The organism is Gordonia sp. SMJS1, from assembly GCF_029866425.1.
Lineage (GTDB): Bacteria > Actinomycetota > Actinomycetes > Mycobacteriales > Mycobacteriaceae > Gordonia > Gordonia hongkongensis.
In genome coordinates, this window is the sequence record NZ_CP123381.1 from 3,191,289 (window position 1) to 3,216,320 (window position 25,032).

Consider the following 25,032-nt stretch of genomic DNA (forward strand, 5'->3'; position numbering starts at 1 on the left):
CCTGCCTATGTGATGAAGAACACAGTACCGGCCGGGCCCGCTGAGTCAACGATGTTGGCGGAACGTGTCGGCTCCCCCGACCGGAGGCCGCCAGATGAACGACGACGACCACGTTCCCGCGCAGAACCTGCCCCGAGCTGAGCAGCGTTGGACCGCATCGGCGTTCGTACTGGTCGCGATGGCGATCCCGTTCCTCTTGCCCGCGCGTTACGCCGCCGGTACCGCTTGGCTGCTACCCGCGATCGAGGGGCTGGTCCTGCTGACACTGATCGTGGTCGACCCCGGTCGCATCGACCGGCCCGGCCGGTGGGTCCGCGCCCTCTCCGTCGGTCTGGTCGTGGCGATCGCCGCAGGTGCGGCGTGGGCCGCGGCGCGGCTCGTGTGGGACCTGCTGCACGGAGATCCGCAGACCGAGGCGGCGAACCAGTTGCTGGTCGCCGGGGCTCTCGTCTGGCTGCAGACCGTCATCGCGTTCGCGTTCCTGTACTGGGAACTCGACGGCGGCGGTCCGGTCAACCGGCATCTGCGTCCGGCCGAACACCCGGACCTCGCCTTTCCGCAACACCTCGAGCCACGTCTGGCACCGTCGGGGTGGCGTCCCGTATTCTTCGACTACCTCTATCTGGCCCTGACCAACGCGACTGCCTTCAGCCCCACCGACGTGATGCCGCTGTCGCGTCGTGCGAAGCTGGCGATGGCGTCACAGTCGCTGTTGTCGATCGTCATCCTCAGCCTGGTGGTGGCGAACGCGGTCAACCTTCTCGATTGAAGCCCCTGCACCGATCGCACACCGGAATAGGGTCGGCGACGTGACGGTTGTGCCGGCGGGGTCCGGAGGACCAGATCGGAGTCGACGATGAGCGAGCCATTCATCAGGACCGTGCCGTCGCGGCAGGTCATCCCGGGTACCGAGCGGCACATCTTCCGGAGCGAGTGGCTCGATTCCCGCCAGTCCTTCCCCGTCACGGGCAACTTCGATCTTGCGGCGAACGCCCACGGAGTCCTGCTGGTGCACAACGACGATCGCGTCGACGCCGGTGAAGGTTTCGACGCCCACTTCCACCGGGATGCCGAAATCGTCACGTGGGTACTCGAAGGTGCTGTCGCTCATCGTGATTCGTTCGGCAACACCGGCGTGATCACGCCGGGCGTCGCGCAGCGGATGAGCGCGGGCCGCGGGATCACCCACACCGAGGCGAATGCGTCACGGCGCAGCGAGAACCGGGACCTGCGCGTCGTGCAGATGTGGGTGGCGCCCGAGCACGGTGGAGGTGAACCCGGCTACGCCGAACGCGACTTCAGCGCCGATCTCGCGACCGGCGGGCTGGTCACGGTGGTCTCCGGCAGGCCCGAACACGCGGGCACAGATGCGATCTCGATCGGCAACCCGTTCGCGGCACTGCACATGGCCCGGATCGGTTCCGGGCAGTCGGTCACTCTTCCCCCGGCACCGTACGGACATCTCTACGTGGCGCGCGGCGAAGTCGACCTCGACGACGGCGCGCGACTGGTCGAGGGCGATGCGCTGCGCACCATCGATCAGGGCGAGGTCACCGTGTCCGCGAGGTCTGAGGCCGAGATCCTGTTCTGGGAGATGCACACGAACATCCTCGGTCTTCCATGGCCAGTGGGTGTCACAGGCGTAGGTGAGGTTGGGTGTCGCAGCCGCGAGATGCACCATCGCGGCGAGGCTGATGCCCAGGTGCGAATTGGAGTGCATCGACAGGCCGAGTCCGAAGGTCTCACAGATACCGCCGAGAAGACGCGACCGCTGCAGGCCGCCCCAGTAGTGGTGATCGGACAGGACGACCGAGACCGACCGCTTGCGCACCGCCGGTTCGAGGTGATCGAAGGCGACCACGCACATGTTCGTCGCGAGCGGCATGGACGCCTGCTCGGCGACGCGCGCCATACCGTCGAGGCCCGGGGTCGGGTCTTCCAGGTACTCGACGATGCCCTCGAGTTCCGCCGCGACGCGCACCGAGGTCTCCACGGTCCACGCCGCATTGGGGTCCAGGCGCAACGGGATTCCGGGGAACTCCGCGTGCAGCGCCTTGATCGCCGCGATCTCTTCGTCGGGGGCGAACACGCCGCCCTTCAGTTTGATCGCGGTGAACCCGTAGCGGTCGATCATCCGGTGTGCCTGCCGGATCAGTCCGCTCGGATCGACGGCCTCGCCCCACTCGTCCGGCAGTCCGTTGGTGCCGGCCGCCCCGGGGTGGGCCGCCCACTTGTAGAACAGGTAGGCGCTGAACGGAACTCGGTCCCGCACGCGGCCGCCGAGCAGATCGCTCACCGGTCGACCGAGGACCTTGCCCTGGATGTCGAGACAGGCGACTTCGAATGGCGAGAAGACACGATCGGTGGTGCTGGCCGTGGTGATCATGCCGGCCACTCCGTCGCCCCCGGTCACCGACAGGGTCGAGACCCGCAGGTCGATGGCATCGCGCAGGTTGTGGAGCGCGAAGGCATCGAGTCCGATGATCGCCTCGGCGGCGGCCTCCATCCGCGCGAGATGAGCGGTGTCGGCATAGGTCTCGCCGAGCCCGCGGATTCCGCCGGCCGTCTCGATCACGATGATCGCCCGCAGTGCGTAGGGCTGGTGCACACCCACCGTGTTGAGCAGCGGCGGGTCGACGAAGGCGACCGGGGTGACCGTGACCTCGGTGATCGTGGTGTCGGTGTGCGGACTCGCCACGGTTCGCGTCCCGACCGGCACCGACTGGAAGGTATTCGTCGACATGAGTTCTCAGACCGTGGCCTGCGCGGCGAGCGTCGTCGCGAGGACGGCGCGCCCGGCGGCGGTGATCCGCTCGAGCTCGGCCTGGTGCTCCGGTGTCGGCTGGACCAGCGGCGCGCGCACCGGACCCGCTTCGATGCCCTCCATCGTCACACCGTGCTTCACGAGTGCGACCGCATAGCCCGGCACCCTGTTGCGCAGACGGACCAAGGGGTGGAAGAACTCTCGCAGCAGCGCCTCGGTCAGCTCGACGTCGCCGTTCTCCAACGAGTTGTAGAAGGCCAGGGCCAGTTCCGGGGCGAACGCGAACGTCGCCGACGAGTACAACGTGACACCGATGGCGCGGTAGGCCTGCTGGGTGATCTCGGCGGTGGGCAGGCCGTTGAAGAACAGGAACTCCTTGCTGTCCCCGAGTGCTTCCTTGACCGCGATCACGATGCGCGACACGTTGTCGAGGTCACCGGTGCCGTCCTTGAACCCGATGACCGTCGGCAGCTTGGCGACCTCGATGGCCGACGCCTCGTCGAACAGGGCGTTGCCGCGGTTGTAGACGATGAGCGGCAGATCGGTGGAGGCCGCGACCGACCGCGTGTACTCGGCGAGGCCGGCAGGCGGCATCGTCACCAGATACGGGGGCAGGAGCAGGATGCCGTCGGCCCCGTTGGCCTTCGCACTCACCGCGAACTCGCGGGCCTGGACGAGGGAGCCGCCGGCACCGGCGAACACCGGGACGCGACCAGCGACGGTCTCGACCGCACAGCGGACGATCCGCCCGAACTCCTCGAGTCCGAGGGCGTGGAATTCGCCGGTGCCGCAGGCGACGAACACGCCGCCGGGACCGGCGGCAACCCCGCGGTCGATGTGTTCGGCGAGGCGACGGTAGTCCACCTCTCCGCTGCTGTCGAAGGGTGTGACGGGAAAGAACAAGACGCCGTTGAGCATTGGGACTCCTTGGATGGGGTGAGGATCAGTCGCGGATGAGTTCGCCGTCGACACGGCGCCAGATCTGTTCGGGGTTTCCGTCGGCAATGGGGTCCGGCAACAGCGTCGTCGGAACGTCCTGATAGGCCACCGGCCGCAGGAAACGCTCGATGGCGAGCGACCCGACGCTGGTGCTACGGCTGTCGGAAGTTGACGGATAGGGTCCGCCGTGGACCATCGCGTGTCCGACCTCGACGCCGGTGGGCCACCCGTTGAAAAGGATTCGCCCGGCCTTGAGTTCGAGTGCCTCGAGAAGCACCCGGAGACCCGCAGGTAGGCGCTCACCGCGGTCATCGGGGCGTGCGCACACATCCACGCGACGGTGTCGTCAAACGCCCTGGTCATCTTCACTTCCGGACGTGCCCACGGAACCAACTCAGTCTTCACACCATGGCGAGGGCACCGCACACGCGTCGCGGGCAGCTCGAGGAAACACCGCCAGCCGCCCATATCCAGATGCCGCCACAACCGCGGTGCCGGCGGCTGATCGTAACCCGGGCAGCGCTTCTTGCACTGCGGACACCGTGATCGTGCGTTCTTGTGCAGTTCTAGTGTCGCCACCATGACGTGCCCGCGATCATCCTCATCGAACCTGACACCCACGACACGGGCACGCTCGATTCCAAGCAACTTCTGCAGTACTCTGACAGTGCGCAACGCCCACTCCTCTAGGTCTTTTTCTTCGCAAGTCAAAACCTAAGCGAGACTGGGCGTTGCGTGCATTAGGCTCGCTAAAAGTAGCCCACTTCAGGGTCAGAAGAGCCACGCATGTTCCTGTACTGTGGAGTCATGCCAGAGCTCGCCACTCTCCTCGATCAACTCATCGAGACCACCCCGCCCGTCGACGACCCAACCGGCAGAGCAACATTCGACTCCCTCCACACGTGGCGTCTGATCCGCAACCTTGCCGATCACCAGATCGTCGCGCACGCAGCACAACTCGACGACCTCGGCGTCGCGCAGAAGACCGGCAGCACCACCAAGAAGCTGCTGATCGAGTCAGGACATGCGCCGGCCGCCGCCCTCCGCACCATGCGCAGTGTCGACGCGCTGCCCAACCTGCCCGCTGTGGCGCGTCACGCAGCCGACGGACGACTGTCGAGCGAGATCGTCGATGCCATCGTCCGCGGCATGAACGAGATCGATAGACGTTGCGGGGAAGCGCTTTTCGTCGACAAGCGCTCCCGGTTTTAGATCGAACTCATCGCCCAAGCACTATCCGGTGCAACACCGACTGAAGTACTCAAGCATGCTCAGGCCATCGGCAACGCTCTCGCCGATGCGTGTGACGCAGGAACTCCAGCGTCGGACGATGCAAGTTTGAACTCGGTGAGCGCCCACACCACCGACGACGGCCGCGTCGAGGTGCGTGCCGATCTCACCCAGGTGGTGGGCGAGAAGTTCTTGGCCATGATCGACGAACGGTCCTGCCCACGACCCGAACCCGACGGCACCAAGGATCGTCGCACCGCCGAGCAACGCCGCGCCGACGCCTTCGAATTGATCCTCGACCAAGCCGCGATCGGCGCGAGCATCGACACCGTCGGAAGTCCACGCACGCAGCTCATGCTGACGATCCCCGCGACCGGAGACCTGGCGACGCTGCCGTGGACCGGATCGGTCAGCCAAGCGACCGCGAAACAGGTGTCGTGCGACGGCTCGCTGACCCCTCGAGGCTCGCTTCGCTCGCACCTCGGGGAGCAGGGGCGACTCGACGCTGAGGGCGTACCGCTACAGATGGGCCACACCCACCGCTTGTTCCCGGCGCACCTGCGCAAAGCAATGATCGTCCGCGACGCCTGCTGCATCAAATGCGGTGCGCCACCGTCACATACCCAGGTCCACCACCACGGCTGGGACATCGTCATGGGATTTGACCGGCACCCCTGGCTCGTCCCACCCGCCACCGTAGACCCACACCGCCGTCCATTACCCGCCTACAACCGCCGCACCATCCGCCTCGACGACGCCGCCTGACCGGCCGTCCGACAACCACTTTCGCGTAGCACCTTCTGTACCCGGGCCATACCCGGGACGACGTCCGTACTTTGACAACTCCACAGCGGAACACGACCGACCCGCTCCCACTCGGCCATTCGAGCGGGAGCGGGTTCCGGGCAGCCGAACCCGACGTCGGCGGCGACCACAGGAACAGGCCTCGGACCAGCACCACAACAGCGAGCAGCGCACCGCCCGTGCGGAGCCGTGATGGGCAAGACCTCGGCCGTGGCCATGGAACAGCTCAAGGTGCTCGTGTTCACCGGTGTCCGAACCGACTGGCCGACTCGACGACCGAGATGAAGGACAGGGCGGTCTCGAAGGCCCCGGCAGCGGCGAAGCGATGTCCCTGCCGCCCAGGCCCCCGTCGGACGTCCCTGAACCGGGGTCTCTTTACAAATCTCGGTTAATGTCTAGACAACAGACATTAACATGGTTAATGTCTAGTGGCGTAGAACACAGCCCGCCCAGACAGGAGCGCGTATGAGTACCGCACCGACCCCGTTCACCGCGGATGACTCCGCCGCCGAGTGGAAGGACCGCAAACGCCATCTCTGGCTGCTCGGCCTGATCCCACCGACGTCGATCTTTCTCGCAATGGGTCTCGTCGCCGGCTTCAATGCGATCGGCCATGGTTTCGACGTCGTGTCGCCGGTGTGGTGGTGGATCGGGCCGCTACTCGTCTACGTCCTGCTCCCGATCCTCGACGTGTTCTTCGGGCCCGACGGATCGAATCCGCCCGAAGAGCTGATGGAGCAGCTGGAGAACGACAAGTACTACCGCTACTGCACGTACGTGTACATCCCGTTCCAGCTCGCGAGTCTCGTGATGGCCTGCCACCTGTGGACGGCCGACGACCTCAGTTGGCTCGGCATCGACGGCGGGCTCGGGCTCGCGTCGAAGATCGGGCTGGCGCTGTCGATCGGCGCGATGGGCGGGATCGGAATCAACACCGCTCACGAACTGGGGCACAAGAAGGACGATCTGGAACGCTGGTTGTCGAAGATCACTCTCGCCCAGACGTTTTACGGTCACTTCTACATCGAGCACAACCGTGGGCACCACGTGCGGGTCGCGACGCCCGAAGATCCGGCCAGCTCCCGTTTCGGAGAGTCGTTCTGGCGCTTCCTCCCCCGTAGCGTCTGGGGAAGCCTCACCTCCTCCGTCGAACTCGAACGCAAACGCCTCGAGCGGGCGGGCAAGCCCTTCTGGCATCCGAGCAACGACGTCCTCAACGCATGGGCGATGTCGATCGTGCTGTGGGGGGCGCTCACCGCGATCTTCGGCTGGGAGATCCTCCCCTTCCTCGTGATCCAGGCCGTCTACGGTTTCTCACTGCTGGAGACCGTGAACTACCTCGAGCACTACGGTCTACTCCGCCAGAAGACGCGGACCGGCCGCTACGAGCGGTGCACGCCCGAGCACAGCTGGAACTCCGACCACATCTGCACCAACATCTTCCTGTACCACCTCCAGCGCCACAGCGATCACCATGCGAACCCCACCCGGAGGTATCAGACCCTGCGCAGCTTCGACGGCGCGCCCAACCTGCCGAGCGGATACGCGAGCATGATCACGCTCGCCTACTTCCCGCCGATCTGGCGGCGGGTGATGGACAAGCGGGTGCTCGACCACTACGACGGAGACGTCGAACGGATCAACATCGCACCGCACCGCCGCGAACGCGTCCTGGCCGAGCACGGGGTGTCGCCGCGATGAGCACCTTCCGTTGTCCGGTCTGCGATTACGTCTACGACGAGACCGTCGGCGCTCCCCGGGAGGGATTCCCGGCCGGCACACCCTGGGCCACCATTCCCGACGACTGGCCGTGCCCCGACTGCGGCGTGCGGGAGAAGATCGACTTCCTCGGCGCCGGGAGCGAAGCGAGCGGGCCGGATGATCTCGGCGCCGGGAGCGAAGCGAGCGGGCCGAATGACCCCAGCGGCGCCGGGAGCGAAGCGAGCGGGCCGAATGACCCCAGCGGCGCCGAGAGCGAAGCGAGCGGGCCGGATGAAATCAGCGAAGGGAACTCTGTGCGATGAACTTCAAGCTCTTCCGTTGTGAGGTCTGCGGTTTCGAGTACGACGAAGAGCTCGGCTGGCCGGAGGACGGCATCGAGCCGGGCACCCGCTGGGCCGACATCCCCGACGACTGGAGCTGCCCGGACTGCGGTGCTGCCAAGGCCGATTTCGAGATGGTCGAGGTGGCCCGTCCGTGAGCGCCGGCACCACCCGGGGCGGTTCGGTGGTGATCGTCGGCACCGGCGTAGCCGGCATCACGGCTGCGGAGTCGCTGCGTTCCAACGGTTTCGACGGAACAATCACCGTGTTCGGGGACGAGCCACAACTCCCCTACCGACGAACGGCGCTGAGCAAGAACCTCGTCGACGGCGACCTGACGGACGCCAAGATCACGCTCCGTCCGCCCGGGTACTGGTCGGATCGGGGCATCGAGATCGTGACCTCGACGCGCGTCGCCGACGTCGACACCTCGTCGCGGCGGGTCTGCCTCGCCGACTCCTCCCAAGTGGATTACGACGCGCTGGTCCTGGCCACCGGAGGGCGTGCCCGGCGACTCCCCGGCACGACGTCGTCCCCGCTCGCCCTGCGCACCCGGGACGACGCGGCGGAGCTCCGGCACGCGATCCAGGACGGGCCGGTGATCGTTCTCGGCGGCGGACTGATCGGACTGGAGATCGCCGCAGCCGTGGCGTCGACCGGAGACGGTTCGCGCGTCACCGTGATCGAGCGCGAGTCGTCGCTGTTGTCACGGGTCGTTCCGGCAACGGTGGCCGAGGCGGTGGCGACCCTGCACCGGGAACGCGGGGTGCAGATCCTCACCGGCGTGGTGCCCACCACGATCACCGCCGAGTCCGTGACGTTGCCCGACGGACGGGCCTTGACCGGAACGGTGATCAGCGCGATCGGAATGGAGCCCGATCTCGAATTGCCGCGCAGCGCAGGCATTCCCGTCGATGCGGCCGGGATCGTCGTCGACGATTCGCTGCGAACCCGAGTCCCCGGCGTCTACGCGGCCGGCGACGTCGCGGCGCGGCCCCATCCGTTGACGGGCGCACCGATGCGTGCCGAGCAGTGGCTCACCGCGACCGAGCACGGCAGACTGGTCGCCATGACGATCGCCGCCGACCTCGGGCTGGACACCGGCATCAGCACTGCGGTACCGCGTGTGCCACTGGCCTGGACGATGCAGTACACGACCAACATCCAGATCGTCGGGTGGCCGACATCGGGAGATCGTGTGGAGGTCGACCTGGACGACTCCTGCTCTGTCGTGCGGGCTTTCGCCGGCAGTCGTCTTGTCGGCGCGGTCTGCCTGGGCAGGGGCGGCTCGGGACGATCCCTGCGCGCCGAGATCGAGTCATCTCTCCAGCCGGTCGGTGCGCACGGATGACGACTCGCAACTATGCGCAGGACAGCAAAGCCCTGCTGCACAACTCGCTGCTCGACGGACTGCACGACCTGCTGCTGGACCGGGACTGGGCGGCGGTGCGCATGTCCGATGTGGCCGCCGCGACGGGGGTCAGCCGCCAGACCGTCTACAACGAGTTCGGTTCCCGGTACGGCCTCGCGCAGGGCTACGCGGTGCGGTTGGCGGGCCGTTTCGCCGGCCATGTCGCAGATTCCTTGGCGAGTTCCGTCGACGACGTCACCGAGGCCCTGCACAAGGGGTTCGGTGAATTCTTCGCCGGAGTCGCCACCGACCCGCTGATCGCCTCGCTGCTGTCCGGCGAGGCCAAACCCGATCTGATGAAGCTGATCACCACCGATGCGGCACCGATCATCACCACGGCCGCCGACCGGCTGGCCGAGGCCTTCCGCGAGTCCGAGTGGCTGTCGATGCCGGAGTCCGACGTCGTGCGGATCTCGCGCGCGATCACCAGGATGGCGCTGAGTTACATCGCGATGCCCCCGGAGGGCGATCGCGACGTCGCATCCGACCTCGCCGAGGTCATCGCCCCCGCCATCGAGGCGGCCCGCACGCGGATGTGACGTCAGCGCCGCAGCAGGTTCCGCGTGCCTCGACGGATCACCGCGCGGTAGATGCGGTCGATCGTGCCGATCCGCGCGTCCTCCGGGTCCACGAGTTCGTTCTCCGCGATGACAGACTCCTCGCCGTCGATCGTCTCGTGATCGAATGCCTCGAGTGTCCGGCCCGGGCCGGTCAGCCGATCGACCGCCCCGACGAGTGAGTTCTCCTGTGCCACAGCATCGTCGAACACCTCGTGGTCGACGCCCAGATGCTCGGACAACAACCGCGTGCGCATGGACAGGATCGTCTCGCTCAGGTCGCCGTCGGCAGGGTCGTTCGGATCGGCCTCGATGGCGACGTCACACTCGCTGTCGAATCCGAGCGACCGGTTGTTGAGGTTCGAGGATCCGATGCGCAGGAGGACGTCGTCGACGATGAGCACCTTGGCGTGCACGTAGATCGGGTCCCCCTCGGCCGTCACGGGGTAGAAGGCGCGGAATCTGTCGTACTTGTCGGCGCGCCACAGGAGTTGCAGCAATTTGTGCCGCGCACCGTCCATGGCGAGCCGTTCCACCGGACTGTCCGCATGCCTCGGCAGCACCAGGACGATCTCGGGCCCGTCGGGCTCGGCGAGTCGTTCCGCCAGCGCGTCCGCGACCTCGCGCGCCGCCAGGTACTGGCTCTCGATGTAGATCGTGCGGCGGGCCGCGGCGAAGGCCGCACGGTACAGGCGCCGGATCTCCTCGACCTGGGGCCGGTCGTCGTACTGCGGAATCGTCCGGGCCACCGCGACGTCGCAGTCGGTGAACGTGACGTCGAGATCCGTCGGCCAGATGTCGGGGCCGTCGGTGTCGACGAGGGGTTTGAGGCTCTCGCCGGTGGCGGCCTCCCACCGGTCGAGCGCGACAGACGCGACCACGCGCGCGGCGTCGCCGTCGAGGGCGACCGTGACGTCATGCCAGGGCCCATGCGGCCGGTCATCGGGATCCCGGCGAAACTCGTTGTGCGACAGATGTTCCGAAGTGTCCCACCGGTTCACCGTCATGTCGATGCCGCCACAGAACGCGAACTGGTCGTCGATCACCGCGATCTTCTGATGATGCGCGGCGGAGACGGGGTGGGCGGCGTCGATCCGGTAGTGCAGACGACGGCCGGTGAGCAGATCCTGGACGAAGGGCGGCGCGACTCCGCGCAGGATTCCGGTGAACGCGCCGGTGCTCCAGCGCAGGACGTGGATCTCCAGTTCCGGACGGTTGTCGATGAGCCACCTCAGGAAGTCACCGAGCACGTCGGGGACCTCGTCGTCGGCGGTCCGCGGATCGAGCCGGATCCGGGTGTCCACGTCCCAACCGATGAGGACGATGCGGCGCCGGGCCTGCAGCAACGCCGACTTCGCGTGCAGGAAGTAGTCCGCCGCGTCGACGATGCATGCGACGCGGTCGGCGGTCGCGATCTCCCGGCACGTGTCCCCGGCACGCAGGATCGGCTCGTGATCTGACTCGTCCACCGCGTTCGCTCCTTGAATCGCCTTGGCCCCCCGACCGGCGCCCATTGTGCCAAGCGCGCATGTCGCCCGCGCGGCGAGGCGCCGGGCGAACGTCGGCGGGGACGAGGAACGAGGCGCGGCCACGGACGATGCCTACACTCGTCGAGGTGAGCGCCGACACGACTGCCGACCGACCCGCAGACGGTGCGGGCATGCGCCCGGTGCGTCGACGCGGTCGGCGGACGGTGATCGCCGCGGCGCTGGTCGTGATCGTCGTCGCGGGCGTCGGTCTCGTCGCATGGCGGGCCGTACCCGAACGGTGGTTGCCCTGGGACACCGCCGAGTTCCCGCAGATCGACGCCGCGGAACTCACGCCGGCCCAGCGACGCGTCGTCGAGGCGGTGCGCCACGAACACACCGCTCAGCGTCCCGGGACGTTCTACTCCGAGGGCGTCGACGAACCGTGGTGCGCGAACTTCGTGAGCTGGATCATGCGGACGGCCGGCAATCCGCTGGTAAATCCCCACTCCGGTCACTGGCGCATCCCCGGGGTGTACACGCTGCAGGAATACTACGAGGCCGCCGGTCGGTTCGACGCGGTCGGCGAGCAACCGCCCCGAGTGGGCGACGTCGTGCTCTACGACCGGTCGTCGGGATTCGGACAGCACACCAACATCGTCGTCGCAGTCGATGGTGAGTCCGCCGTCACCGTGGGGGGCAACGAGATGGGCCGCATCCGGGTGCATTCGCTGGACTGGCGCTCCGACGGCGGTGTCGTCGGATTCGGCCGCGGATTGCCGGGGTGACGATGACAGACTTCACCGGGTTCCCGGAGGCCGCCCTCGACTTCTACGACGATCTGGAGATCGACAACTCCAAGGTGTTCTGGGAGGCCCACAAGGCCACCTACCGTGCCGCGGTTGCCGAACCCATCCGCGCCCTGACCGACGCGCTGGCCGACGAGTTCGGCCCGGCCAAGATCTTCCGACCGCACCGCGATGTCCGGTTCTCGAAGGACAAAGCGCCGTACAAGACCCATCAGGGCGCGTTCGTCGCCGTGGCCCCGGCCACCGGGTACTACGTGCAGATCGGCGCACCGGGTGTTCGCGTCGGCGCGGGCTTCTACGAGGCCACCCCGGCCCGGCTCGCCGAGATTCGGAAGTCCATCGACCACGACCGCAGCGGACCCGAGCTCGAGAGCCTGCTCCGGCGGCTCACGGGGGACGGCTGGGAGATCGCCGGGGACCGGCTGAAGACCGCACCTCGCGGGTACGACGTCGCCCACCCGCGAATCGAACTGCTCCGCCACCGATCGCTGTCGGTGGGTCGGGACTACGGATTCGACGAGATCATCCATTCCGCGGAACTCGTCGATCGGGTGCGGCGGGACTGGCGGGCGACGGTCCCGTTCGTCGAGTGGATCGCGGCCCGCACCGGTAGCTGAGAGCCCGCACCGACCGGTTCGCGCGCCACATGGAAACGATCAGACGGCGACTTCGACGGTTGGCGCGCGCGTGCAACGGGAGGCGGGTGATACTGGTCGCCGACCGCGTCCGAGATCCGAGGACGATCACAGGCACCCGGGTGGACCTCCGATGACGATCCGAGTTTGTGACCCCGATGCCCGAGGAGCACCGATGACCGACACCGTCCACTACGGGCACATCTTCCATCTCGCCGGCAGTCCCGCGATCACCGAGGCGGTGGACGCGCTGGTATCGATACCCGACGGAGCTCTGGTGGTCGGCGACGACGGCACGATCAAGTTCGCCGGCGAGAGATCCGAGCTCCCTTCCGAATTCGCGAGCGCGGAGGCGCACGAGCACCCGAGCGGGTATCTCATCCCGGGCTTCGTCGACACCCACATCCACTTCCCGCAGACCTACGCCGGCGACTCCTACGGCGGCGGGCAACTGCTCGAATGGCTCAATCTGTGCATCTTCCCGTCCGAATCCAAGTTCGCCGACCACGAATTCGCCCAGGCCGCCGCGGTCGAGTTCACCAGGCGACGGGTCGCCGCGGGTACGACGGCGATGATGGTGTTCGGTTCCGCCTTCCCCCACGCCCAGGATTCCCTGTTCACCGAGACCCAGAAGGCCGGGCTGCGTATCGTGGCCGGCCGCGGCATCCAGACCGTCGGCGGTGACACCGCCAAGCCGCTGCTGACCTCGGAGGAGGAGGCGATCCGCCTCACCCGGGCCGAGATCGACAAGTGGCATGCCGCCGACACCGGCGACTACCGGACCGCGTTGCTGCACGTCGCGATCGTGCCGCGGTTCTCGCTGTCGGTGACCACCGAGACGCTGAAGAACCTCGGCGACCTGTACGACGAATACCGCGAGCAGGGCGTCTACGTCCACAGCCACCTCAACGAGAACAACCGTCCCGGCACCGGAGAGGTGGACACCACCAAGGAGGTCTACCAGGTCGACTCCTACCTCGACACCTATGACGGGAAGTTCCTGCCCGGATCGCAGGTCGGCGGCAAGAGCCTGCTCGGTCCGCGGACAATCCTCGCGCACTGCGTGCACTGCCAGGACGCCGAACTCGCGCGCATGGCCGAAACCGGTACCTCGATCTCGCATTGTCCGGTGTCTCAGTTGTTCCTCGGATCCGGCACGATGCCGTGGAAGCGCACCGTGGCGGCGGGTGTGAACATCTCCGCCGGAACCGATTTCGGCGGCGGCGACGAATGGCTCGTCCCGCGCGTACTCGGAGATGCCTTCAAACAGCACATCACCGAGCCCGGCGACGCCGGGGTGTCGATGCACCCTGCCGAGATGCTGTTCATCGGGACCGTCGGCGGGGCCCGGGCACTCGACATGGAAAACCGTTTCGGCAACTTCGATGAGGGCAAGGAAGCCGACTTCCTGGTCATCGAACCCGTGGACGCCCTGAAGTCCACGCTGGAGAACGCCGTCCGGTCCGACGATGCCGATCTCGCCCGCGACCAGACCCTGTTCGGCCTGCTGATGGGCCTGCGCGAGTCGTCCATCGCCGAGGTCCACGTCCAGGGGCGTCGGGTCACCGTCTGACCGGCAGCCCATGAATCGGCGACCCGAGGACACGACGATCGTCACCACCCACGACGCCACAGGCACCGCGATCATCGCGGTGTCGGTCTTCCACGCCGGCGACACCGGCGATTTCGCGGAGTGGGCCGCGACACTCGCCGCGTCGGCCACCGACTCCGACGGCTGTCTGGGTGTCGCGATCTCGGCGGTGACCGACGGACATTTCGACCCGGCGGTCGCCACCACCTTCGTCGACGAGGACGCCCTGGACCGTTGGCTCGACAGCTCGGGTCACCGCGCGGCGCTCGATGCCGGACGAGCGCACGGTTGGCTACCGGCGACGCCCGTGCTCGAACTCGTCGACGGGCGGTCGCCGCCGCCCGGTGTCGGCGCGTTCCGGCACGACATCGTCGCCGGAGCGGTACCCGAATTCATTGCGGCACAACACGTGCTGACCGACGCAGCAAGCGAGTTCGGCGGTTACGAGGGCACCGCGCTGTTCGTCGATGCGCAACAGGAGACATCGCTGTCGGTGTTGCGGTTCCGCACGGACCGCCAGCTGGCGGCCTGGGTCTCGTCGAGCCGACGCAGCGAAGCGCTCGCCGGGCTGCGTTCGAGCCTGACCCATGATTTCGAGACGATGGCCAGCACGACGGCCTTCGGCACCACGTGCGCACCGATCGCGGCCGGATTCTGCAGACACCGAATTGGAAGTCGGCGATGATGGTGCTGCTGGTCCTGTACCCGACCGTGATGACCCTCTCCAGGTTCCTCGGCCCGACACTCGATCGTCTCGGTGCGGAGCCGTGGCTGGCATTGTGGCTGAGCCAGGTGGTCAGCGTCTCGCTCATGCAGTGGTGGCTGATGCCATGGGCCTCGCGCCCGTTCCGGCGGTGGCTCGATCCGGTAGACGGAAGCAACTGGCGCAGCAACGTCGCGGGGGCGGGTACGGTCCTGCTCCTCTACCTCCTGTGTCTGACGGTGTTCGCCAACGTGACGTGGCTCCAGTTCTGGGACTACGCCGACGCCTGATCTCGGCTCACCCCACGATCCCGTCGACGTACAGCCAGCGGCCGTTCGCTCGGAGGAAGCGACTGCGCTCGTGCAGCGATCCACGCTCCGCACCTCGCCGATAGTGGGCCGTGAACGTGACCTCTCCCTCGACCTCGAACAGTGAACCCCCACTACTCGACTCGATGTCGAGGCGGTACCAACGCATCGACTCGTCCAGATCGAGTGCGGCGGGGCGGGTGTCGGGATGCCAGCTCGCGAGCAGATGATTCCGATCGCCGAGCGCGAAAGCGGTGAAACGCGAACGCATCAACGTCTCTGCGGTCGGCGCGGCCCGCTCACCGGCGAGAACGGGACCGCAGCAGTCGCCGAGCGACAAGCCGGACGTGCACGGGCATCTCTCGGGGACGTCCCGCATTTCCGAACCGCGTTTCACCCCTCGATCGTAGGGTAGACAGGAGTGGCGGCCCGCCCGGGCGGCGGACCCACCGCGGACTATGCCAGATGTTCTCACGATTGGAGCGATTACCTTGTCGGACAATGTGTATCGAGTCATCGAAGTGGTCGGATCGTCATCGACCGGCACCGACGACGCCATTCGTAACGCGATCGCTCGTGCCTCGCAGACCGTCAAGCATCTCGATTGGTTCGAGGTCACCGAGACCCGCGGCCACATCGAGGAAGGTCAGATCGCGCACTTCCAGGTCACGCTGAAGATCGGTTTCACGCTCGAGTCCTCTGCCGACGCGGCCCAGTGACCCGCGACCTCACCGCCGTGAGTTCGCGGCGGTGAGGAACGCACCGATCTCGGCCCCGACGGTGCGAGGAGACGCCCGCGTTCGGCATGCGCCCGGTCGGGTCCGAACCTAGACTTCGGGGGATCATGACGCGCACTCAGCTCCTCCCCGGCCGGTCGATCCGATGAAGTACACACAGACGATCGCCGGCACCACCTATGAGTTCGACGGCCTCGTCGAACTCATGGCGAAGGCCACCCCACGCCGATCCGGCGATGAACTGGCCGGTTGCGCCGCCGACTCCGACGCCGAACGTGCCGCGGCCGCATGGCAACTCGCCGACGTGCCACTGAGCCGATTTCTCGACGAGCCACTGGTGCCGTACGAGTCCGACGAGGTGACTCGACTGATCATCGACACCCATGACCGGACCGCGTTCGCCGAGATCGCCGACCTGACCGTCGGCGGGTTCCGGGACTGGCTGCTGGAGATCGCCACCCGATCCGATGCCGGTGAACGGCTCGCCCGCGTCGGCCCCGGACTGACCCCCGAGATGGTGGCCGCCGCGTCGAAGATCATGAGGAACCAGGACCTGATCCTGGTGGCGGCGGCGACCAGGGTGACGTCCGCCTTTCGCTCGACCATCGGACTGCCCGGCCGGATCGCGACGCGCCTACAGCCCAACCACCCCACCGACGACCCACGCGGCATCGCCGCGGCGACCCTCGACGGCCTGCTCATGGGCTGCGGCGACGCGGTCATCGGGATCAACCCGGCGTCGGACTCGCCGCGGGCGACCGCCGACCTGCTCCACATGCTCGATGACATCCGGCAGCGTTTCGAGATCCCGATGCAGTCGTGCGTGCTGTCGCACGTGACGACCACGGTTGACCTCATCGAGCAGGGGGTGCCGGTCGATCTCGTGTTCCAGTCCATCGCGGGCACCGAGGGCGCCAACAAGGGGTTCGGCGTCACCTTGGACATCTTGCGCGAGGCCGACGAGGCGGGCCGGTCGCTGCGCCGCGGAACCGTCGGCGACAACGTGATGTACCTGGAGACAGGTCAGGGGTCGGCGCTCTCGGCCGGTGCGCATCTCGGCACCGGCGGCAAGCCGGTCGACCAGCAGACCCTGGAGACGCGGGCCTACGCGGTGGCGCGGATGCTGAAACCGTTGTTGATCAACACCGTCGTCGGCTTCATCGGACCCGAGTATCTCTACGACGGCAAACAGATCATCCGCGCGGGACTCGAAGATCACTTCTGCGGCAAACTGCTCGGGCTCCCGATGGGAGTCGACGTCTGCTACACCAATCACGCCGAGGCCGACCAGGACGACATGGACACGCTGCTCACCCTGCTCGGCGTCGCCGGTGCCGCGTTCGTCATCGCCGTGCCCGGGGCGGACGACGTGATGCTCGGTTATCAGAGCCTGTCGTTCCACGACGCCCTCTATGTCCGTGAGGCACTCGGACTGCGGCCGGCGCCGGAGTTCGAATCCTGGCTGGCGCGACTCGGCATGACCGACGGCGCCGGCCGCATCCTGCCGGTCGATCCGGGCGAATCCCCACTCCTGCCACTGGCGTCCGGGCGATGACGCCGACCCAGCCCGCACCCGCGGACGATCAGCCGACCCCGGACCCCTGGACCGAGCTGCGCCGGAGCACACAGGCCCGGATCGGACTCGGACGCGCGGGCAATTCACTTCCGTCGCAACGAGTTCTCGAGTTCCAGTCCGCTCACGCAGTCGCCCGCGACGCCGTCCACGAGCCGCTCGACGTCGAGGATCTCACGCGCGCGATCGGCGAACTCGACCTCGATCCCCCGATCGTGGTCCGGAGTCGCGCGGCAACGCGCAGCGAGTACCTGCGCCGACCCGACCTCGGCCGGCTACCCGAAGATCTCTCGCAGCTCCCGCACGCCGACGCCGAGATCGGGATCGTGCTGGCCGACGGACTGTCACCTCGCGCCCTCACCGATCACGGCGGCGGCTTGGTCGCGGCACTGCTACGTCAATTCGACGGCCGGTACTCGATCGCGCCGCCGGTCATCGCGACCGAGGCCCGCGTCGCACTCGGTGATCACATCGGCGAGGCGCTCGGCGTCAGGACGCTCATCGTGATCATCGGCGAGCGTCCCGGCCTCTCGGTCGCCGACAGCCTGGGCGTCTATCTCACCCACCTCCCCCGGCCGGGACGCGCCGACTCCGACCGGAACTGCATCTCGAACATCCACCCGCCCGACGGTCTGCACTACGACGTCGCCGCACGGACGACTGCCGCGCTCATCGACGGCGCCCGGAAACTCGGACGATCCGGTGTCGCACTGAAGGACATGTCGCGCACGGACGCCCTCGCGCAGATCGACGACGCGGAGGCACTCCCGCACGAGTCGTGAGTGCGTTTCACTCCCTGAGGTGCGAGCGAAACGAGCCTCCTTCTACTCCCCAATCCGGAAGAACGACACAACCTGCTCCCTTATCCAAAAGGACGACATAACCATTGCTCCCTGAGGTGCGAGGAGCGATAGCGACGAGAGGGTCCTATAGCTTGTCAAGTGCTCCGAGGTCAGTGGTGAGGTCGCGGAACACTTCGCGGGCGATGTAGCGCTTGAGGCAGCGGAGGATGTCTTTCTTCGTTTTGTGTTCGGCGGAACGTCGCTCGACGTAGGCGCGGGTGGGGGCGTGGGATTTCATGCGTCCGACCGCGATCATGTGCAGAGCACTGTTGGCTTGCCGGTCCCCGCCCCGGTTGAGTCGGTGACGGCTGGTTTTGCCTGAGGATGCCGGTAACGGGGCGGCGCCGACGAGTTTGGCGAACCGTGCCTCGGTGCCCATCCGCTCGACGTTGTCACCGGCGGTGATCACCAGGCGGGCGGCGGTGATCGGCCCGATCTGCGGGCGCGAGAGCAGGGTGGGTACCAGCTTGCTCAGCAGTCGTGTGAGTTCGCGGGCCAAAGACCGGGCTTGTTGTTGGGCGAGTCGGTGTCGGTCGAGCAGCGACCGCGCAGCGCGCACGAACGCCGCGGCCGGCCCGGACAGATCAGCTTTCTCGGCTGGTACCGGCAAGTCTTTGATGAATGCTGCCCGCTTGGCGATGGTGCGGGCCTGGCGCGCTTGATCGGCGTACTCGGCTGGTGCGGTGGTACACAGGTCACGGATCTGGTTACCGATGCGGGTGGCTTCCTCGACGGCCGAAGCCCTTGCCACGGTGAGCATCCGAACAGATTCGACCGCGCCGCGGGTGTCTTTGGCCACCGCGGTCGCGCGGCCGGTGATGACTGCCATCGCTGCGGCGTAGGCATCGAGTTGATCGGTCTTACCGTGGGCGTAGCGGCGCGGCAGATCGGGGGTGTTGACCTCGATCACTCGCACCCCTTCGGCGGTGAGCATCCGGGTCAACCCGGCCCCGTAGGAGGCGCTCGATTCCACTGCGGCATCCTCGACGCGGCCGAAGCCACACGCCCACTGCCACAACTGGGTGTAGCCGGCGGTGGTGGTCGGGAACTCGCGATCGGCCAGCGGGCGGCCGTCGATGGCGACGATCGCGGCGTGGTGGGTCTGTTGATGGGTGTCGACTCCGAGTACGACCACTTGCGTGGTCACTGCTGTCTCAGCCATTCTGGCGGTGTCTCCTTCACTGCGGTGGTGGATGACCTCACCGGGGCGGGTGGACAGGACAGTGAAGAGTCACGGCCTACCAGCCAGACAGGGTCCTAATCAGGTCACACCCGCCCCGGTCCTCACAGGTCACTTGGTGCAGGTGATCGACCGGAGTTCCGGGCCGACACATCTCGCCCATGACAGCACCGTCAGCCACGAAGTAAGTCAGACCCAAACCCGGTCAACCACCCACACCCATTCTCACTGCCACGAAGGGTTGACGACGCATCTCACCAAGACCCTTCGTGACGGCCTCCGCAAGCTCCGGCCTCCTCAGGGAGCAGTAATCGGACCCGCTCCGAGCACAACGAGTTCGTTCCAGTCCACGACGGCCGCCAGGTGCAGCTACTGAGGTGCGAGCGAAGCGAGCCGCGAAGGACTCCATACGTGTCTCACCCGGCCCTTCGTGGCTCGTCGCTAACGCTCCTCGCACCTCAGGGACCAGTTGGGTCTGTGCTTCTTTCGGATCAGGGAGCGGAGGGGTCAGGTCCCGAGGATCTTCGCCTTCTGCGCGGCGAACTCGGCTTCGGTGAGGATGCCCTGCTGGTACAGGGCTCCGAGCTCCTTCAGCGCCGAGATGGTGTCCGTCGGGGTCGATGCGGGCGCCTGCTGCTGAGGCGGCGGGGCGTACTGGGGTTGTGCGTACTGCTGTTGTGCGCGTGGGTCCTGGGCAGCGGCACCCTGCTGAGCCCATCGGCTCGCCTGGCGTCGGGACACCCGGTTGCTCACCGCCGTCGCGGTGCCGGAGATGACGGCGGTGCGGGCGACGCCGCGGAGAAGTCCTGGCATGGTCTGTCCTTTCGGGGTTTCAGGTCGGTGGTCGCAGTGCGCTACGCGGTCGGAGCGGCCGGCGCCGCCTCGTCGGCCGCATCGAGTTGGGCGAGCAGTGCGTTCACCGGTATCCGGCCCGAAGCGACGAGTTGTCCGCCGCCCTTTCGGACGGCCGTGGCGAACGGGGCAGCCCATGCGTTCTCCCAGACGAGGACGGCCGCGCTCGACCCCGGATCGATCACCGTGGCCGCCTCCGCGAGGTCGGAGTCGTCGAGCAGGGAGGTCGCCGCGCCGTCGAAGATCGCGAAATCCGCGCCGAGCGAGTTGATCTCGAGCCGGGCGACCGTACCGTCGGCGTCCTTGGTGATGAAGACGATGTCGATCAGTCGCACGATCCCGCGGTCGATCAGATCGATCAGATGTGGAAGTGCCTCACCGGTCGGCTGCTTGCCCGTCCACTCGACCACGATGTAGTCGATGGGTCCGAGTTCGCGGTCAGCCGTCTGGTCGACACCTGCTTGGTCGTCCAATTCCTTCTCCCTGTCTCGTGCCGTCGATGTGACCGTCTGGCAACGGGCCCCGGTCACGACCTCAGATCCACCACCGAACGTCCCGGTTGCGCCTCGTACAGTTCGCCGATCTCACTGGCGTACTTGGTCGCAATCGGCTTGCGGCGCAACTTCATCGTGGGGGTGAGCTCGTCGCCGCCGGGATCCCAGGCGGTCGGCACGATGGTAAATCGTTTGACCTGCTCCACGCGGGACAGTGACCGATTTCCGGCACGGATTGCCACCGCCACCTCGTCCACCACATCGGGGTGCGAGGACAACTCGGTCAGGTCGGCACCGGACAGGTCGAGTCGCTTGGCCCGCGCGGCCGCCGCATCCGGGTCGAGAACCACGAGCGCGGACACATAGGGCCGGCCGTCGCCGATCGCCGCGACCTGACCGATCAGCGACGACGCCGCCTTCATCGCGTTCTCGATGTTGGTGGGCGACATGTTCTTCCCGGACTCGTTGATCATCAGTTCCTTCTTGCGGTCGACGATGGTCACGTTGCCGTCACCGTCGATCGTCGCGATGTCACCGGTCGACAGCCAGCCGTCGGCATCGATCGTCTCGGCCGTCTTGTCGGGCTGTTTGCGGTAGCCGCGCATCACGACCGGTCCGCGGACGAGGAGCTCTCCGTCGTCGGCCAGTCTCACCTCCATGCCGCGGACCGGTTTGCCGACGGTTCCGATCCGGAGGTTGTCACTGGTCGTCATCGTCGAGACGCCGGTGGTCTCCGACATCCCCCAGACCTCGAGAACCGGGATACCGAGTCCCAGGAAGAATTTCAGCACCTCCGGTGGGATCGCGGCAGCACCCGATCCGGCGAAGGAGACCTGGTCGAGGCCCAGCGCGGTACGGACCTTGTGCAGCACCAGGCGGTCGGCGAGACCGTGTGTGAGACCACCGGAGCCCTTGCCGTCGATCTGGGCCTGCGCCGCCGAGGCCCCGGCGCGGAACGCCCAGTCGGCGAGCGCCTTCTTGACCGGGCTGGACTCCTCGGCGAGCTTCGCCTCGATCCCCGCTCGGATCTTCTGCCACACCCGCGGCACCCCGAAGAAGAACGTCGGGTGCACGTCGGGAAGGGCCGCGGCGATCTCCCGGGGATCGGGCACCGTAGTGATCTGGATGCCGCGCATCATGTTCGCGGCGTGGGAGGAGACCCGGTCGGCGATGTGCGCTGCGGGTAGATACGAGATGGCCCGGTCGTCGAAGCCCGCCTGAACGATCTCGGCGAGCGCCGTCATCTCGGCGACGATGTTGCGATGGGTGATCTCGACGCCCTTCGGCGGGCCGGTGGTGCCCGAGGTGTAGATCAGGGTCGCAAGGTCCTCGGGTTCCACCGCCTGCCACGTCGCGGTGAAGTCGAATCCGGCCGGCGGCGGAGACTGTTCGAGATCGGCCAGCGACAACGCGCCCGTCGCGACGCCGTCGACGACGATCGTGGTGGACACCCCGGTCGCCGCGGCGGTGATCGCGGGCAGGAACACCTGCTCGGTGACGACGACGGAGTTCTCCGCGTTGCCGAAGAGGTACTCGATCTGTTGGGGCGAACTGGTGTTGTAGATCGAGAACGGAACCGCGCCGAGGTGCAGCGCCGCGGCGTCGACGAGGTGGAACTCGGGGCGGTTCGTCAGCATGATCCCGACGGTGTCGCCGCGCTTGACCCCCAGGGCCGCGAGCCCGCCGGCGATGGCTTCGACGCGCGCGGCGTACTCCGTCCACGTGATCTCCTGCAGCCCACCGACCGTACGGATGGCGACGGCGTCGGGCCGTACGGTGACCGTCTGCTGGAACGCGGCGGGCAGCGTCGCCACTGCGACACCGGTCTGATGGGGGAAGGTGATGGTCTCTGCAGCGGTCATGACAGTCCTCGACTGGCCGAAGTGATGTGTTGCACGTCACATTAGCCAGTTCGGGCGCGCGTCACGGCCGGTTCCGGTGAATGGTGAACTGTTGACAAAAACCCCAGATCAGGACCGTTTGTCGAGCGAAGGACGCTCGGTCAGCGACTCGAGATTCCAGGCGCCGCCACCGGTCAGTTCAAGCAGGTCGGTGTGATGCTGGTCGGTGGTGCTGCGGTGACTCACCGACACCAGGATCGTCTCCGGCAGCTCCGTGCGGACGAGCGAGTACAGCGAGTACTCCAGCCCCTCGTCCACAGCCGAGGTCGCCTCGTCCATGAACACGGCCTGCGGCCGGGTCAACAGGATGCGCGCGAAGGCGATGCGCTGCTGCTCGCCCGGGGAGAGCACCTTGACCCAGTCCTCCTCGTCGTGGAGCCGGTCTGCCAGATGCGGGAGGAAGACCTTCTCGAGCGCCGCCTTGATGGCCTCGTCACCGACGTCGTCGGGCAGTGCCGGGTAGGCGACCGCCGTGCGCAGATCCCCCAGCGGGATGTAGGGCATCTGCGACAGGAACAGCGTGTGCTCCCCCGGCGGCCGGGTGAACTCGCCGTCGATGAAGGGCCACAGTCCGGCGAGGCCGCGGAGCAGTGTCGTCTTGCCCGAGCCCGACCGCCCTTTGACGACGAGAGCGGCCCCGGGTGCCAGGGACAGGTTGAGCGCGCTGATGAGTTCGTCGCCGCTCGGGGTCTTCACGTCGACGTCCGACAGAGCAACGGCGCGTTCGCGATCCACGGTCGTGACCTGGGCCATGGTCCGCGACCGTGCATCGGCGTCGGCGAGACCGTCGAGACGGATGATCGACGCGCGCAGAGCGGTGAAATCGTCGTAGGCGTTCCGGAAGAACGAGAGAGCGTCGTGCATCTCGCCGAAGGCGGACGCCGTCTGAGTCATGTCACCGAGCTTGATCTGACCGTCGAAGAACCGCGGTGCCTGCACGAGAAGTGGGAACACCACCGCGAGCTGCGACGCGCTGAAGTTCCATCCGACGAACGCCAGCTGCACATGGATGATCTGCCAGAAGTTCTTCACGACCGCACGGAATCGAGTCATCAGGTTGTTGTGTTCGACGCGCTCGCCGCTGTAGAAGGCGACGTTCTCCGCGCTGTCACGGACGCGGACGAGTGCGTAGCGGAAGTTCGCGGTGAGGCGTTCGCGCCAGAAGTTCAGTCGGATCAGCGGGCGTCCGATGGCGAACGCGACCACGCTGGCGACGAGGACGTAGACCAGGACCAGCCACATCATCATGCGCGGGATCTCGACCCCGAACAGCGTGACCGGCCCGGACAGGTCCCAGAGCACGACCGAGAACGACACGATGGACGCACACGCCGGGAGCACACCGTTCGTCGAGACCCCACCGCCGCCCCAGAACAACGACGAGCCGACGGTGGCGATGTTGGTGATGTCGGCCTCGATACGCTGGTCCGGGTTGTCGACCCCGGGGTGGATGTCGACGGCCCGTCGCTGCGGATCCGACTTACCGCGCCCGAATCGTCTGCGCCGCAACAGTCCCGCGCTGAGGTCGACGAACCGGTTGCGGTAGAAGGCACGGCCGGACATCCAGTCGGCGGTCGCCCCTTCGGTCAGCCAGTAGCGAAGCCGGATCTCGAAAGCCGCACCGACATAGATCTCGACCATGGTGCGGACGACGTGAGTGGCGGCGAGGATGCCGAAGATCGTGATCGAATGCCAGAACGCGTCTTTGCCGATCTGGAGCATCTCCGCTCCCTGGGGCCCGCCCGTCGCGATGCCCTCGGCCGCGGTTTGCAGGGACGTGTACAGGTCGTTGCTCCAGTAGCTGAACAGGACGCTCAGCCGCACACCGAGCAACGACAGCAGGGTGAGGACGACGACCAGCGCCCACGCCCAGACCCGGGTTCTCGGGTCGGTGAAGAACCCCCCGATCACCCGCCACAGCGGGCCGCCCCACCGGCTGAACCGCGACAGCAGATATCCGATCACCAGGATGGCCACGGCCGAGATCGCGAACGCGATGGCCAACCACTTCAGACTGGCCCACACCTCGTTGCCCCAGTCGATGCTGTACTCCACGCACACTCCTCGCGTCGGATGGCCCGGCGGCGGGCATCACGGTCGACAAACCCCGGTCGATCGCAGCGAGGACCCCGTCGCCACAACGGGTCCGGGCCTCAACGATGATCCGGCGCAGTTTAACCCGGCGTTCACCCGG

Annotated in this window: 19 protein-coding genes and 7 pseudogenes; 15 read left to right on the forward strand and 11 right to left on the reverse strand. The window is 67.0% G+C overall.

What is annotated here, in order from left to right; genetic code table 11:
• Positions 1-94: 94 nt before the first annotated feature.
• Positions 95-769 (forward strand): DUF1345 domain-containing protein, encoded by a 675-nt coding sequence (locus QAD21_RS14505; RefSeq protein WP_280359779.1) that lies wholly within the window; start codon positions 95-97, stop codon positions 767-769.
• Between the two features lie 87 nt (positions 770-856).
• Positions 857-1,603 (forward strand): annotated as a pseudogene (locus QAD21_RS14510) (pirin family protein); the annotation flags it as partial.
• Here QAD21_RS14510 and QAD21_RS14515 read toward each other — a convergent pair.
• The 4 genes and pseudogenes from QAD21_RS14515 to QAD21_RS25365 all read right to left on the reverse strand — a co-directional run.
• Positions 1,604-2,743 (reverse strand): annotated as a pseudogene (locus QAD21_RS14515) (glucarate dehydratase family protein); the annotation flags it as partial.
• Between the two features lie 6 nt (positions 2,744-2,749).
• Positions 2,750-3,682, reverse strand: a complete 933-nt coding sequence (locus QAD21_RS14520) for a 5-dehydro-4-deoxyglucarate dehydratase (protein WP_259936534.1) — start codon at positions 3,680-3,682, stop codon at positions 2,750-2,752.
• A gap of 25 nt (positions 3,683-3,707) precedes the next feature.
• Positions 3,708-3,965 (reverse strand): annotated as a pseudogene (locus tag QAD21_RS14525) (aldehyde dehydrogenase (NADP(+))); the annotation flags it as partial.
• A 29-nt stretch (positions 3,966-3,994) separates the two neighbouring features.
• A pseudogene (locus QAD21_RS25365) lies at positions 3,995-4,285 on the reverse strand (transposase family protein); the annotation flags it as partial.
• A 204-nt stretch (positions 4,286-4,489) separates the two neighbouring features.
• On the opposite strand from QAD21_RS25365, the pseudogene QAD21_RS14535 reads away from it, so the two are divergent.
• The 6 genes and pseudogenes from QAD21_RS14535 to QAD21_RS14560 all read left to right on the forward strand — a co-directional run bounded on the left by QAD21_RS14535 (position 4,490) and on the right by QAD21_RS14560 (position 9,729).
• Positions 4,490-5,698 (forward strand): annotated as a pseudogene (locus QAD21_RS14535) (DUF222 domain-containing protein).
• 504 nt (positions 5,699-6,202) lie between these two features.
• A complete protein-coding gene (locus QAD21_RS14540; protein ID WP_280359780.1) occupies positions 6,203-7,438 on the forward strand; it encodes an alkane 1-monooxygenase in 1,236 nt (411 codons plus the stop codon).
• Positions 7,435-7,584: pseudogene (locus QAD21_RS14545) on the forward strand (rubredoxin); the annotation flags it as partial. The gene QAD21_RS14540 and the pseudogene QAD21_RS14545, both read left to right, overlap by 4 nt.
• 173 nt (positions 7,585-7,757) lie before the next feature.
• Positions 7,758-7,937, forward strand: coding sequence for a rubredoxin (locus QAD21_RS14550; protein ID WP_058251790.1), 180 nt, complete (start codon positions 7,758-7,760; stop codon positions 7,935-7,937).
• Entirely contained in the window at positions 7,934-9,130 is a 1,197-nt protein-coding gene (locus tag QAD21_RS14555) for an FAD-dependent oxidoreductase (protein WP_280359782.1), read from the forward strand. Before QAD21_RS14550 ends, QAD21_RS14555 begins: the two co-directional genes overlap by 4 nt.
• Positions 9,127-9,729: a TetR family transcriptional regulator gene (locus QAD21_RS14560; protein WP_226513511.1), complete on the forward strand. Its 603-nt coding sequence runs from the start codon at positions 9,127-9,129 to the stop codon at positions 9,727-9,729. The genes QAD21_RS14555 and QAD21_RS14560 overlap by 4 nt, the downstream gene beginning before the upstream one ends.
• A gap of 2 nt (positions 9,730-9,731) precedes the next feature.
• On the opposite strand, the gene QAD21_RS14565 is transcribed toward QAD21_RS14560, so the two are convergent.
• Entirely contained in the window at positions 9,732-11,216 is a 1,485-nt protein-coding gene (locus QAD21_RS14565) for a phospholipase D-like domain-containing protein (protein ID WP_280359783.1), read from the reverse strand.
• Positions 11,217-11,407: 191 nt separating this feature from the next.
• Here QAD21_RS14565 and QAD21_RS14570 point away from each other — a divergent pair, with 191 nt between their 5' ends.
• The 4 genes and pseudogenes from QAD21_RS14570 (at position 11,408) to QAD21_RS14585 (ending at position 15,241) form a co-directional block, all read left to right on the forward strand.
• Entirely contained in the window at positions 11,408-12,001 is a 594-nt protein-coding gene (locus tag QAD21_RS14570; protein ID WP_065632408.1) for a CHAP domain-containing protein, read from the forward strand.
• A 2-nt stretch (positions 12,002-12,003) separates the two neighbouring features.
• Positions 12,004-12,639, forward strand: a complete 636-nt coding sequence (locus QAD21_RS14575; protein ID WP_280359784.1) for a DUF2461 domain-containing protein — start codon at positions 12,004-12,006, stop codon at positions 12,637-12,639.
• A gap of 193 nt (positions 12,640-12,832) precedes the next feature.
• Positions 12,833-14,230 (forward strand): amidohydrolase family protein, encoded by a 1,398-nt coding sequence (locus tag QAD21_RS14580; protein ID WP_280359786.1) that lies wholly within the window; start codon positions 12,833-12,835, stop codon positions 14,228-14,230.
• 79 nt (positions 14,231-14,309) lie between these two features.
• A pseudogene (locus tag QAD21_RS14585) lies at positions 14,310-15,241 on the forward strand (antibiotic biosynthesis monooxygenase).
• Positions 15,242-15,248: 7 nt separating this feature from the next.
• On the opposite strand, the gene QAD21_RS14590 reads toward QAD21_RS14585, so the two are convergent.
• A complete protein-coding gene (locus QAD21_RS14590; RefSeq protein WP_159371935.1) occupies positions 15,249-15,638 on the reverse strand; it encodes a YchJ family protein in 390 nt (129 codons plus the stop codon).
• A gap of 112 nt (positions 15,639-15,750) precedes the next feature.
• On the opposite strand from QAD21_RS14590, the gene QAD21_RS14595 reads away from it, so the two are divergent.
• The 3 genes from QAD21_RS14595 (at position 15,751) to eutC (ending at position 18,351) form a co-directional block, all read left to right on the forward strand.
• Positions 15,751-15,978, forward strand: a complete 228-nt coding sequence (locus QAD21_RS14595; RefSeq protein WP_065632361.1) for a dodecin — start codon at positions 15,751-15,753, stop codon at positions 15,976-15,978.
• A gap of 163 nt (positions 15,979-16,141) precedes the next feature.
• Positions 16,142-17,551 carry an ethanolamine ammonia-lyase subunit EutB gene (locus QAD21_RS14600; protein ID WP_205332992.1) on the forward strand — a complete coding sequence of 470 codons (1,410 nt, stop codon included), beginning with the start codon at positions 16,142-16,144 and terminating at the stop codon, positions 17,549-17,551.
• Positions 17,548-18,351 carry an ethanolamine ammonia-lyase subunit EutC gene (eutC, locus tag QAD21_RS14605; protein WP_280359787.1) on the forward strand — a complete coding sequence of 268 codons (804 nt, stop codon included), beginning with the start codon at positions 17,548-17,550 and terminating at the stop codon, positions 18,349-18,351. Before QAD21_RS14600 ends, eutC begins: the two co-directional genes overlap by 4 nt.
• 145 nt (positions 18,352-18,496) lie before the next feature.
• Here eutC and QAD21_RS14610 read toward each other — a convergent pair whose 3' ends face one another.
• The 5 genes from QAD21_RS14610 to QAD21_RS14630 form a co-directional block, all read right to left on the reverse strand.
• Positions 18,497-19,573 carry an IS110 family transposase gene (locus QAD21_RS14610; protein ID WP_068971204.1) on the reverse strand — a complete coding sequence of 359 codons (1,077 nt, stop codon included), beginning with the start codon at positions 19,571-19,573 and terminating at the stop codon, positions 18,497-18,499.
• A gap of 525 nt (positions 19,574-20,098) precedes the next feature.
• Positions 20,099-20,404, reverse strand: coding sequence for an SHOCT domain-containing protein (locus QAD21_RS14615; RefSeq protein ID WP_065632358.1), 306 nt, complete (start codon positions 20,402-20,404; stop codon positions 20,099-20,101).
• A gap of 41 nt (positions 20,405-20,445) precedes the next feature.
• Complete coding sequence (locus QAD21_RS14620; protein WP_065632357.1) at positions 20,446-20,916, reverse strand: DUF6325 family protein; 471 nt, start codon at positions 20,914-20,916, stop codon at positions 20,446-20,448.
• A 53-nt stretch (positions 20,917-20,969) separates the two neighbouring features.
• Complete coding sequence (locus QAD21_RS14625) at positions 20,970-22,799, reverse strand: long-chain fatty acid--CoA ligase (protein WP_280359788.1); 1,830 nt, start codon at positions 22,797-22,799, stop codon at positions 20,970-20,972.
• 108 nt (positions 22,800-22,907) lie between these two features.
• The gene (locus QAD21_RS14630) at positions 22,908-24,893 is read right to left on the reverse strand and encodes an ABC transporter ATP-binding protein/permease (protein ID WP_065632355.1); all 1,986 of its coding nucleotides are present in this window, start codon (positions 24,891-24,893) and stop codon (positions 22,908-22,910) included.
• Between the last annotated feature and the right edge of the window lie 139 nt (positions 24,894-25,032).